Here is an 11,769-nt window from a genome sequence, read left to right on the forward strand (position 1 = left end):
ATATTAATATTTTATTAAATGAGGTCGTTTATGCTAACTTTCAAAAATCATCGTGGTCAGTTCCACAAAACAAACACTGCACTTGTTGCACTTACCTCTTTGTATGCCATAGGCGCAGCAGTAGCACTTTCATCACCATATTGGGTGTCTTCAACTTCCATGCTAGCTCCACTTGCAGCTTTTGCAGCTACACCACGCTGTTGCACTGGTTAGTTTAGCAATATATTCCATCAGCAAAAACAATGAAATATCTGAGTTGAAAGCTTGGAAGATTGTTAGTTTCCGTGATACACAATCAGCATTACAAATAACAAAAGGAGAGCTTAAGTATATCGAAGAAAATAACAAAAATAAGGATAAAGACGGTAAGGATATAGATGGTGAGTATCGTGTATATTTCACTAACCAAAAAGGCGAAGAGGGCTATGTTGTTGCTACAAGCTTACTATTACCCATAAATCTAAAAGGAGAAAAAGCTGCTATCTTAGAGCCTGTCTTCAAACTCAAGAATGAGCTAATTTGTGAAGCATAATAGTGATCATATTAAAGAAGATGTTGTTTTTTGAAGTGAGAAGAGAATGCTCATAATCCTTACTCATACGTCTAAAATTGGAGAGCCAAGCAAAGGTTCTCTCAACAATCCAACGTTTGGGAATAACCTGAAATCCTGTATCAACTATTTTCTTGGTAATCGTCAATAAACATCCAGTTTCCAATAAGCAGAGGTTTTGCAATTTACCTGTGTATCCTTGATCAGCAAAAAACTTATGTAATGTTGGAGCTTTGCATTTGGCTTGAACAAAAAGATTTAGTGCACCATCACGATCCTGAATGCTTGCACTTTGTACTTCAGCAGCAATTACAAGACCTACAGTATCTACAACGATGTGGCGCTTTCTACCCTTTACTTTCTTGCCAGCATCATATCCTCTGGATCCCCTTTTTGAGTAGTTTTTACTGATTGGCTATCTATTATTCCCACTGATGGAGTTTCATTCTTACCAATTATCTCTCTTACTTTTTTAACTAGAAAATCATGAATCTCTTGCCATATTCCACTTTTTTTCAATCGCTAATTACAACTATACACTGTTTTCCATGGTGGAAAATCTTTAGGCAGTTGTCTCCATTGACATCCTGTTCTCATCATATAGCGGATTGCGTTAATAATTGTTCTAATACTATGTTTTCTTGGTCTACCGGTCTTTTTAGGTTCAAAATATAGCTCTATTATCTTCCATTCTTTGTCACTTATATCGCTTGGGTACATTTAAAATATATCTTATAACACACTTCTTAACTCCTTTCTACTTAGTTTGAAGACAGGCTCTTAGATGTTAATCTTGCTGCTATAATCCCTAATCCTTCGGTCTTTTTATGATTTTTATATGAAATATAACTCGTGTCCTGGATAGCTAAGATAGTTGAGTATTCTTTAGCTCTTTCAATATTTTTAATTATATGACTGTCTAATATCCTTCTTTCAGAAATGGCATCTTTTTGGAAAAATCTATAAGCTGCTTTACTTTGATGCCAATCTTCACAAGCTTGATTTATTGAACACTCAGGCGATTCAGCAAAACTATTAACTATTTTTAGAAGCCTTTTACTTAATCTTATATCACCAAAATTAACAATTCCAAATTCACTTTCTGCCCATTCGCCAGTTGAGGTATTTATAGTTCTTTTCATCATATATTCCATTTTTAGACCATAGATCTATTTATAATAGAAAGTTGAATTAGTAAGATAGCAGCTTTTTCTCCTTTTAGATTTATGGGTAATAGTAAGCGCTAACAAGCAGCGGGATGACGATTGTCGATAAATGTTAAGAAATTTACCAAGTAGAAAAAAAGGCAAAAGAAGCCCCATGGTTGGCTAATTACTTACATTATACTTTCAAGTATGGCGTTTTTTTATTCTAAACGTTTAATAACCGCGATTCAGCTGCTTTTAAGCCGCAACTAACCTAAATTATAAACATTAAGAAATTTACTAAACAGAAAAAAAGGCAAAAAAACCCTAGGGTAGCTAGTTATTCACTATCCATTTTTTAAATCGGCGTTTTTTGATGTTTTAAATGCTTTATAAGCGTATTTCAGCTTATGTTAGGTAAAAACCTAGAAATTTTATAAAGACATAAGGTGCACATAGTGCAAAAAATTAAATATGAGACGCCAGATACGTGAGTTTTTTTGTCATTTAACCTGTACAGAGAAGATAAATAAATAGCTTCAGTTTCATGATAAGGAGGCTGGCGAAGGGTGTCAAGTAGTTTTTTGTATTTTAACCTTAGATTTGAGAAATCTTATAGGCTTTTGTTCTCATGAAAATTATGTTCTCATGAGTAAATTAATGGTATCCTTTTTTTTCTGATCTAAAGTTTTTTATGTTCATACACTTACGTGTTCATAGTGTTTATTCGCTGCTTGAAAGCTCGGTTAAAATTGAGGAGCTGATAGGCCTTTGTTTGCGAAATAAAATGCCAGCGGTTGCAATTACTGATTCAGGCAACTTGTTTGGCTCGCTCGAATTTTCAGAATATGCAGCAAGTAGGGGAATACAGCTAATAATAGGGTGCAATATTATAGTTAAACATTCAGAACAAAATTTACCTATATTATTGCTTGCAAAAAATGAGCAAGGGTACACTAATTTAGTCACTTTGGTGAGTGAGTCTTTTAAAAAGCGCAAGAATAACAGCGATATTCCTTACGTTGATTTTGATGAGCTATTGAATTTAAGTATGGGTCTGATCGCTTTAACCGGTGGATGTTTGGCTCAACTATTGTTGGGGCAAGATAAAGAAACGGTTGAAAAACTGCTTTCAGCATTCGATGGTCATTTATATGTTGAATTGCAGCGTCATGGGCTGAATAAAGAGCTAGAGCTTGAAGAAGCTTTAATAGATTTTGCTTATCAGCGCAATGTACCACTGGTTGCAACGAACGATGTGTTTTTTCCAAATAGGTCTGATTATGAGGCTTATGACATATTAACGTGCATATCGGAGGGGAGTTATGCCCTGGAGAATAACAGAAAGAAGTTAACTACCGAGCATTACTTCAAATCTGTGGCAGAAATGGAGGAACTGTTCAGCGACATTCCCGAAGCAATTCATAACACTTTAGTGATAGCTAAGCGGTGCTCTTACATGCCAAGAAGCAGGCAGCCTATCTTGCCTAAATTTCCTTGTCGAGAAAATAAAACTGAGAATGAAGAACTGAGGGAGCAGGCAGTTGCAGGATTAGAATTCCGCATTGCGAATGAGACAGATATAGACCTTAAACAATACTACGATCGGCTGAATTACGAACTAAGCGTAATAACTTCGATGAACTACGCTGGCTACTTTTTGATAGTTTCTGATTTCATTCGTTGGAGCAAAGCAAATGGCATTCCAGTTGGTCCAGGAAGAGGCTCTGGTGCTGGATCAATTGTTGCTTGGGGCTTACAGATTACAGACCTTGACCCAATAAAGTTTGGCCTAATATTTGAAAGGTTTTTAAATCCCGATCGTGTATCAATGCCTGACTTTGATATCGATTTCTGCCAAGAGAAAAGGGACCTGGTTATTGATTATGTTCAGAAAAAGTACGGTTATGTTGCTCAAATAATCACTTTTGGAAAATTGCAAGCAAGGGCAGTATTACGTGATGTTGGTAGAGTATTGCAAATGCCTTACTCTCAAGTGGATAAAATATCTAAAATGGTTCCATTTAATCCAGTAAATCCTGTAACTTTATCACAAGCGATAGAGTTTGATCAAAACCTGCAGAAAGAACGAGATAGTGATGAGGTAATTGCAAAGCTTCTTGATATATCACTAAAGCTCGAAGGAATATATCGTCACGTTTCAACTCATGCTGCTGGAATTGTAATATGTGATCAAAAGTTGGAAAATTTTGTTCCTGTGTACTACGATCCAAATTCGGCTCTGCCAATCACTCAATACAGCATGAAATATGTAGAGAAAGCTGGGCTAATAAAATTTGATTTTCTTGGACTTGGTACGCTAACACTAATAGATCATGTATGTCGTTTAATTAATCATGATGAAAAAAAGATCGATATTTCTTCAGTTCCTTTGAATGATCAAAAAACCTATGAGATGCTCTCTAGCGGTGATTCAATTGGAGTGTTCCAGCTTGAAAGTTCGGGAATGAGAGAAGCTTTAATCAAATTAAAGCCAGATTGCATTGAAGATATTATCGCTTTAATTTCCCTTTATCGTCCAGGACCTATGGATAACATTCCAACTTATGTTGCAAGAAAGCATGGACTTGAAAAGCCAGATTATATTCATCCGTTACTTGAAGGAGTGTTAAAAGAAACATTTGGGGTAATAATCTACCAGGAGCAGGTGATGGAAATAGCCCGTATTCTTTCCGGGTATAGCTTAGCGGAAGCAGATCTGCTGAGACGTGCCATGGGTAAGAAAATTAAGGAAGAGATGGATAAACAACGTGAACTTTTCATCCAAGGGGCAACAAAGAATGGCGTTGATTATGACAGGGCAAGTTATATCTTTGACCTTGTTGCAAAATTTGCTGGTTATGGATTTAATAAATCTCACGCAGCTGCATATGCGGTTATATCTTATCAAACGGCTTACCTTAAAGCTAATTATCCATTAGAATTTTTTACAGCACTAATGAATCTAAATATTGATGATAGAGATAAACTGAATTTATTTTATCATGCAGCAAAGTTTAGTGGCGTTACCGTTCTTCCACCTGATATAAACAAGTCTCAAGCTGAATTCTCAATAGAGGGTGAGTGCATACGTTATGGTATTGCTGCCTTGAGGAATGTTGGTTTTTCTATAGCAGAAGGAATAGTGAACACACGTTCAAGCGCTTATAAGGACATATGGGAATTCATTCAAAATTCAGGTCATATAATAAATAAGAGAGCGCTAGAAAGCCTGATTAAATCCGGAGCATTCGATAGCGTGCATAAGAACAGGAAGCAGCTATATGAGTCAATGGACACACTGATTTACTTTGCAAATAAAAACAAACAGGATAGAGAATCAAGTCAAGCTGCTTTGTTTGGTAGTCTTGATGTCCTCAAACCGAAATTTGAGAATGTGGAAGATTTTGATGAAGAGGAAAAATTAGAGCATGAGTTATTTTCACTAGGATTTTATTTAACTAATCATCCACTTGAAAAATTTAGAACTCTTCTGGAAAAGTTAAATATTGGGTTTATCGGAGAAAATAGAACAGCAAAAACTGCTGGGGTAATATTAAATGCACGTATGAGAACTTCAGAGCGTGGAAGGTTTGTTATACTCACACTTTCTGATCCCCATAACGTTTCTGAAATAGCATTCTATAATAATGAAATAATAGAAGAAAAAAGAGATTTATTTTCACCAGGAACATTTGTGATAATCGATCTTGAAGCTTCGGAAAATACGACAAGATTAGCAGGCAAGGATATATCTGAGTTTACAAAAAGAATCACTTCTACAATAAAAGAATTAGTTCTCATCACTGAGTGCACGGATTCGCAAAAAGCCGCTATGGAATTAAACACAATATTGAAAGATGAAGGCAGAACCAAAATAATGCTAAAACTTCTTCTCGAAAAACATAAAGTGAGCATCTTATTACCAGGTGCATACTCAATTGCTCCTCAGGTTATTTATGAAATATCTAACTTAAGCTGGATTAGAGGCGTAGAAATTAATACAAATAACTTGCTTATATAAAAAAGCTTTATATAATGAAGTATTTAATCGGTATTAAAGGAAGATATAGTGAATCTTTATGAATTTACTTTTATAGCACAACAAGGATTGTTACAGCAAGAAGTAGAGGAGATGGTCCAAGAGCTAGCTGTTTCATTGAAAAATATTAAAGCGGATGTTATTTTCCAGAAGATCAAGAGTCTTATGGAAAGGCAAAATAGTACGCTTACAAAACAAGAGTTAGAAACGCGTGCTGAAAACATTAAAGAAGGTCTAGTTGCTTACTCTGATTTCTTGGAAGATCTTACAAAAATTTTATGGGTTGAATTGGAAGAAGATCTTTCAAATTTGAAAGAAGTGAAGTCAAAAATCGATAAAGAGTTGAAAGATGACCTAAAAGATTTAGGAATAACGCAAGATTTTATAAAATTTCTAGGAGGCAGTGAGCAAATTGCTAAAAGTGCGTTTATCCATAATGCAGTAAATGCTTTGAAGAGAAATATTTCAGAACATCTAATAAAGATTTTTCAAGATATTTTGAAAGATTTTAGAATAAACGGTCCAACTCAATCGAGCAAAGCATTGGAAATGCTTTTGGAAAACATTGAAGCATCAGGATTAATCAAGTATGAACATTGGGGTCTTTTGGATTTTGCATATCCAATAAATAAGATGAAGAGCGGTCATTATTGTATAATGTGCATAAGTTCTACTGCAAGCATTCTGGATGAATTTGTGCGTAGAATGAAACTTAATGAGAACGTTATTCGCCACTTGTCTGTGCAGGTTGATAAATTTTTTGAAGGTAAATCTTATATGATGAATAAACAAATTGAGGAGCAAAGCGCATAATGATGAAAAGACGAAATAGTTTTAATAATTCTTACGTATCTGTAAATAATAGGACTGGCTTTAGGCGTTCTAAAGTTTGCCCTCTTGCTGCGTCTAAAGATGAAGACATAGATTATAAGAATACAGATTTATTATCCAAGTTTACCTCTGACTATGGTAGGATATTACCTAGAAGATTAACAGGCGTATGTGCAAAAAAACAAAGGAAGTTACGCTTAGCGATCATAAGGGCACGTTTTTTGGCTCTTGCTCCTTACTGTACTAAAAAAGTTTAGGTAATTTATGTTGATAATTTTAAAGGAAAATATAAGGACTTTAGGTAAGCTTGGTGAAGTTGTCAAAGTTAAACCAGGTTATGCACGTAATTTTCTTTTTCCACAAAGAAAAGCGGTGAAGGCTACCAAGGAGAATTTAGCAAAACTAGAAGAACAACGTTTATTGCTGGAGGAAGAGAATACAAAAAGATTAAATGTAGCAAAAGAGCTTGCATTGTCACTACATGATAAGTTTGTGGTATTGATAAGGCAAGCTTCAGAGGATGGTAAAATTTTTGGTTCTGTAACAACACGTGAAATTGCGAAAGTTTTACTACAAGAAGGACATGCGATAGGTCACCGTAGTTTATCTTTTGGTGGAATAAGCATCAAAAACTTGGGCGAGTACCAAGTAAACATAGAGTTGCATAGTAAAGTAATAGTGCCAGTTACTATATACGTTGTGAAATCCGAAACAGATGCGCATGAATTAAGGCAAGTAAAGTTGCAAAATCAGAAGTCTGAGCAACAAGAAGGTGAAGCAGTGGAGCAAGAAGATACAAATAACAAATAGCAGTGAATAAAATATATCAACTATTCCTGTCATTCCAGTGCCTTTTTTTTCTGTCATCCCAGTGCGTGCCACTGGGATCTAGCATGTTCAAAGATAAGACGGGGGTCATTTAATGATCCCGCGCTATAGCCAAAAAGAAATGTCTTCCATTTGGGAGGAAAATAATAAATTTAATATATGGCTTAAAATAGAAAAATTAGCGTGTGAAGCTCAAGCAGAGTTAGGAGTGATTCCAAATAGTGTTGCTCAGAAGCTCTCTGGTGCTATTGAATTTGATATTGAACGTATCAACGAAATTGAATCCATTGTAAAACATGATGTTATAGCTTTTTTGACATATATTGCTGAAAAAGCGGGAGTTGATGTTCGTTATCTTCATTATGGAATGACAAGTTCTGATGTTTTGGATACATGCCTTGCGGTGCAGTTGAAAGAGTCATGTGATATTTTACTCAAGAATCTAAAAAATATACTTGCAGTATTGAAAAAAAAAGCTGAGGACTATAAAGATATTGTTTGTGTTGGGCGCAGTCATGGAATGCATGCAGAACCAACAACTCTTGGATTAAAATTTGCTAGATTTTATGCTGAATTTAAACGCAATTATCAGAGATTAATTAGCGCGCAAAAAGAGATCTCAATTTGTAAAATATCAGGTGCAGTAGGTAATTTTGCAAATGTTGATCCGTTTGTTGAAGAGTATGTAGCGAAAGAAATGGGACTCATACCTGAAACCATATCGTCTCAAGTCATTCCTCGTGATAGACATGCCATGTTCTTTTCGGTTTTGGGAGTGATTGCAAGCTCAATAGAAAATATTGCAATTGAAATTCGTCATTTGCAAAGAACTGAAATCGGCGAAATTTCTGAGCATTTTTCCATTGGGCAGAAGGGAAGCTCTGCTATGCCACACAAATGTAATCCTATTTTAAGTGAAAATCTGACGGGACTCTCACGTTTAATACGCAGTTATGTTTTTCCTGCGTTAGAAAATGTTGCATTGTGGCACGAACGTGATATATCACACTCGTCTGTGGAAAGATGCATTGCTCCTGATGCTTGTATAACAATGGATTTTGCTTTAGTGCGATTAACAGATTTGATAGATAAATTGGTAATCAATAAGGAAAACATTGAAAAGAACTTAAATTCTTCAAAAGGTTTAGTTTTCTCACAGCGTGTATTGCTTGAGTTAGTAAATAGTGGTTTGGCGAGGGAAGAGGCGTATAAAATTGTTCAGAGCAATGCAATGAAAGTGAAACAAAACAACAGTGATTTTCTGGCCGAATTGAAACAAGATAAACCTTTACTTAAGGTTATTAACTCGGAAAAACTTGAATCTTTGTTTGATTTGAAATATTATACAAAGCATGTAGGTCACATATATAGCAAGGTTTTCAATTAGGCTGAGTAGCTCAGTTGGTAGAGCAGGAGGATCATAATCTCTTGGTCGGGGGTTCAAGTCCCTCCTCAGCCACTCGAACTAAACTATGTTTAGCAAGATAGTGCTATTGGTGAAGTAGTGCGACCCAGTGTCAGCTACTTGGAATGGTTACGTTCAGTTGTATATCCACTTATAGCTAACCGAAGTAAGATTTCCCCGAGAGCTGAAAGACAAAATCAATAGCCGAATTAATATTGGGCCAAAAGCTTGGCAGCACTTTTCTTATGGCATGCTTAATGGCAAACCAGAACTTCTCAATCGGATTTAAATCCGGTGAGTATGGCGGCAAGAACAAAATTTTACACCCAACATTTTCTATCAAATTTTTCGTTCTTGCAGATTTATGAAAGCTTGCATTATCGAGAACAATAGTCTGTCCAGGTTTTAATATAGGAACAAGTATATTTTCTACATAAGCATCAAAAATCTCGCTGTTGCAGTAGCCCTCAATTACCCAGGAAGCTTTAACTTTTCCCTCATTTAGTGCTCCTATTATGCTTACCCTCTTTCTTTTAAACCCTGGTTTATCGGCAAATAACCTCTTGCCTTTTTGAGACCACCCATATTCATAAAATCTGTTGTCTTCTACTCCAGAGTCATCTATGAATATCAAGTTTTCTTTTTCTATTCCTTCTATTTTTTTTATGAACTCCTTGCGTTTCTCTTCATTCCTTTCCTGATAAAGAAAAGTTTTTTTTATATGTATAGTTTACTTTTTTAAGATAATTGTAGACTGTGTCTTTGCACATGTTGCCAAATTTTTCAATTATTTTTTCAACCGTAATATCTCGGTTTTCATCCAGAAATTTGACAAAGCCATCTAAGTATTTAATTTTATGACTATGTCCCTTTTGGTAGCCTGAAGACGGTTTTATACTTCCTGTTTCTTCTCTTCTTTTCCTCCACCAGTATATAGTTTTTCTATCAATTTTGAACATCTTGCTTACTTCTTCCATAGTCATTTTTTTCTCGTCAACCACTTTTAAAACTCGTTCCCTCAGGTCCTCACTATATGGCTTTGCCATCATTCTACCTTAATTAAAGCAGTATTATACCTTTTTACACTCCTTTGAGGAAACCTTATTTCGGTTAGCTATAACTGAGAAATTATATGCAATAGCTAAGGCATTGTCAGTGAAGGTAGAAGTTCTACTACCTGAGATAGAAGAAGGTTGTTGTGAAGGTGAGGATAGTAAGACAGAAAAAGAACTATCAAGTTTAATAAGAGAATATCAAAAGATTAAGGGCCAAGCAGCACGGGATAGATTCAATGTGTTAGCCGAATCTTTTTGCGAAGGCATGCAGGTTACCAAAGAAAAGGTTAACAAAGCAGAGAGGATCCAAGTTGCTAATAATCTACTTATATTGGGCGTTTCTATCGATGTTATCTCCCAAATAACTGGTTTATCAACTGATGAAATTGCATGACTCCAATCACAGAATAAACTAGTGAATTTTTTAAAAAGTATATAAAATTCAAGTGATTATTTTAAGTAAATAGCATGGCACTTAGACTCATTCCAGATAACCTCAATATCAAGTTTAGTAAATATAGGGATTTGACTGCATTAATTAGCATCATTTTTATCATCTTTTCAATGCTCATTGTTGTGTTACGTGGAGTGAACTTAGGCATAGACTTTGCAGGCGGAATTTTGATAGAGATAAAATCTTCAGATGAGAATCACTCTATTTTCGATGCATTAAAAGAAAATGGTTTTACAGTGCAGAGTTCAAAAGCGGGTGATAATTTAGTCATGCGTTTTAAAGATGAAGGAGATGAAGATAAAATCAAAAAGATAAAAAGCATACTAGAAGAAAAGCTGGGAAGCTCAATAAGCTATCGTAAAATAGACTATGTTGGCCCACAAATAAGCTCAACACAAATATTTGAAGGAATGTTATCCATGTTGATCGCGATTGTTGGAATATTTTTTTACGTTTGGTTTAGATTTAATTGGCAATGTGGATTCAGTGGAATAACAGCACTGATTCATGACGTGGCTTTAACTGTTGGTTTTATTAGCCTAACTGGCATTGAGTTTAATATTTCATCAGTTGCAGCTCTCCTCACTGTCATTGGTTATTCAATCAATAACTCAGTAATTATATACGATCGGATTCGAGAGTATCGCAAGAGTGGTAAAAGTGGGCGGATGAGTGAGATAGTAGATGCAAGTATCAACGCTACATTATTTCGCACTATATTAACCTCGAGTACAACCCTTCTTGCTGCTCTTCCTTTGGCATTAATCTGCACAGATGCAGTGAAAGACTTCAGCTTGATTATTTTTTTTGGTATTTTGATTGGCACTTGTTCTGCAATATTTATTTCTGCTCCTATATTAACCTACAAAGCTTTGATAAGTAGATTGTAGAAGTGTTTAGTCGCGGTATAATATCAACTTATTATCTCTTATAGTGAAATGAAAATACCTTAAAAAGCTCATTCCAAGTAGTGAATGAGACATAGAATGAGTGTTAACGCTTGCCTGTACATCATTAATCAAAAAATTTCCTATTTTAACTTGAGGTATTTGAACCACTCCAGCTTTTATTTTACCTTTCGCAGTTTCATATATTTTAAAATCCTGAACGTTTTGTAAGTTAATACCAACATGTAATGCGTCTTTTTGTGATAGAACAATATCGGTTGCTCCAGTATCAAGCAAAAACGTTATATTGCGATCATTGACTTGAGCCTGAATATAAAAGTGTCCATCGTATGATTTCGTAAATTCGATACTTCCACTATTCTGACCACTATTTTGAATTCTTCCTTTATATGGTAAAAAAGTACTGAGAAATCTGTCGCTTAGTTTGTCCCTTTGTGAATCAATAAGCATTGAAGTGGCGGCTATTATTAGTAACCAAATAACTAGATTTTTCACCGCGCTCATATTATTAAAATTCGAAGCTATTAAAATAAATTTTAAAGATTAGCGTT

The 11,769-nt window shown here is 35.1% G+C and carries 14 protein-coding genes, 1 tRNA gene and 1 pseudogene; 9 read left to right on the plus strand and 7 right to left on the minus strand.

Annotated elements, in window-relative coordinates:
- The first annotated feature begins 181 nt into the window (after positions 1-181).
- Positions 182-532: a hypothetical protein gene (locus ACFELZ_RS03690; protein WP_375316533.1), complete on the plus strand. Its 351-nt coding sequence runs from the start codon at positions 182-184 to the stop codon at positions 530-532.
- Here the strand turns inward: ACFELZ_RS03690 and ACFELZ_RS03695 are convergent.
- The 4 genes and pseudogenes from ACFELZ_RS03695 to ACFELZ_RS03710 all read right to left on the minus strand — a co-directional run.
- Entirely contained in the window at positions 504-962 is a 459-nt protein-coding gene (locus ACFELZ_RS03695) for a transposase (protein WP_375316651.1), read from the minus strand. The two genes, ACFELZ_RS03690 and ACFELZ_RS03695, sit on opposite strands and share 29 nt — an antisense overlap.
- The gene (locus ACFELZ_RS03700; RefSeq protein WP_375315781.1) at positions 905-1,069 is read right to left on the minus strand and encodes a hypothetical protein; all 165 of its coding nucleotides are present in this window, start codon (positions 1,067-1,069) and stop codon (positions 905-907) included. The genes ACFELZ_RS03695 and ACFELZ_RS03700 overlap by 58 nt, the downstream gene beginning before the upstream one ends.
- Before the next feature lie 3 nt (positions 1,070-1,072).
- Positions 1,073-1,270 carry a transposase gene (locus ACFELZ_RS03705; protein ID WP_375315805.1) on the minus strand — a complete coding sequence of 66 codons (198 nt, stop codon included), beginning with the start codon at positions 1,268-1,270 and terminating at the stop codon, positions 1,073-1,075.
- A gap of 56 nt (positions 1,271-1,326) precedes the next feature.
- A pseudogene (locus ACFELZ_RS03710) lies at positions 1,327-1,695 on the minus strand (transposase DNA-binding-containing protein); the annotation flags it as partial.
- 694 nt (positions 1,696-2,389) lie between these two features.
- Between ACFELZ_RS03710 and dnaE the strand changes: the two are divergent.
- The 6 genes from dnaE to ACFELZ_RS03740 all read left to right on the plus strand — a co-directional run bounded on the left by dnaE (position 2,390) and on the right by ACFELZ_RS03740 (position 8,855).
- Positions 2,390-5,719, plus strand: a complete 3,330-nt coding sequence (dnaE, locus tag ACFELZ_RS03715) for a DNA polymerase III subunit alpha (protein WP_375316534.1) — start codon at positions 2,390-2,392, stop codon at positions 5,717-5,719.
- 48 nt (positions 5,720-5,767) lie between these two features.
- Positions 5,768-6,550 (plus strand): 30S ribosomal protein S6, encoded by a 783-nt coding sequence (rpsF, locus tag ACFELZ_RS03720; protein ID WP_375316535.1) that lies wholly within the window; start codon positions 5,768-5,770, stop codon positions 6,548-6,550.
- Positions 6,550-6,825 (plus strand): 30S ribosomal protein S18, encoded by a 276-nt coding sequence (gene rpsR / locus ACFELZ_RS03725; protein WP_375316536.1) that lies wholly within the window; start codon positions 6,550-6,552, stop codon positions 6,823-6,825. The genes rpsF and rpsR overlap by 1 nt, the downstream gene beginning before the upstream one ends.
- A 7-nt stretch (positions 6,826-6,832) precedes the next feature.
- Positions 6,833-7,378 (plus strand): 50S ribosomal protein L9, encoded by a 546-nt coding sequence (rplI, locus tag ACFELZ_RS03730; RefSeq protein WP_375316537.1) that lies wholly within the window; start codon positions 6,833-6,835, stop codon positions 7,376-7,378.
- A gap of 112 nt (positions 7,379-7,490) precedes the next feature.
- Positions 7,491-8,783 carry an adenylosuccinate lyase gene (gene purB, locus ACFELZ_RS03735; protein ID WP_375316538.1) on the plus strand — a complete coding sequence of 431 codons (1,293 nt, stop codon included), beginning with the start codon at positions 7,491-7,493 and terminating at the stop codon, positions 8,781-8,783.
- A tRNA-Met gene (locus ACFELZ_RS03740) sits at positions 8,783-8,855 on the plus strand. Before purB ends, ACFELZ_RS03740 begins: the two co-directional genes overlap by 1 nt.
- A gap of 103 nt (positions 8,856-8,958) precedes the next feature.
- Here ACFELZ_RS03740 and ACFELZ_RS03745 read toward each other — a convergent pair.
- Positions 8,959-9,528 (minus strand): IS630 family transposase, encoded by a 570-nt coding sequence (locus ACFELZ_RS03745; protein WP_375316618.1) that lies wholly within the window; start codon positions 9,526-9,528, stop codon positions 8,959-8,961.
- Positions 9,488-9,850 carry a helix-turn-helix domain-containing protein gene (locus tag ACFELZ_RS03750; RefSeq protein WP_375315839.1) on the minus strand — a complete coding sequence of 121 codons (363 nt, stop codon included), beginning with the start codon at positions 9,848-9,850 and terminating at the stop codon, positions 9,488-9,490. The genes ACFELZ_RS03745 and ACFELZ_RS03750 overlap by 41 nt, the downstream gene beginning before the upstream one ends.
- A gap of 106 nt (positions 9,851-9,956) precedes the next feature.
- Here ACFELZ_RS03750 and ACFELZ_RS03755 point away from each other — a divergent pair, with 106 nt between their 5' ends.
- On the plus strand, positions 9,957-10,250 hold the full coding sequence (locus ACFELZ_RS03755) for a hypothetical protein (RefSeq protein ID WP_375316539.1): 294 nt from the start codon (positions 9,957-9,959) through the stop codon (positions 10,248-10,250).
- Positions 10,251-10,324: 74 nt separating this feature from the next.
- On the plus strand, positions 10,325-11,200 hold the full coding sequence (secF, locus tag ACFELZ_RS03760) for a protein translocase subunit SecF (protein ID WP_375316540.1): 876 nt from the start codon (positions 10,325-10,327) through the stop codon (positions 11,198-11,200).
- A 6-nt stretch (positions 11,201-11,206) separates the two neighbouring features.
- Here secF and ACFELZ_RS03765 read toward each other — a convergent pair whose 3' ends face one another.
- Positions 11,207-11,722 (minus strand): TIGR02281 family clan AA aspartic protease, encoded by a 516-nt coding sequence (locus ACFELZ_RS03765; protein ID WP_375316541.1) that lies wholly within the window; start codon positions 11,720-11,722, stop codon positions 11,207-11,209.
- Positions 11,723-11,769 lie beyond the last annotated feature (47 nt).

Source organism: Wolbachia endosymbiont (group A) of Colletes cunicularius (assembly GCF_964264715.1).
Classification (GTDB): Bacteria; Pseudomonadota; Alphaproteobacteria; order Rickettsiales; family Anaplasmataceae; genus Wolbachia.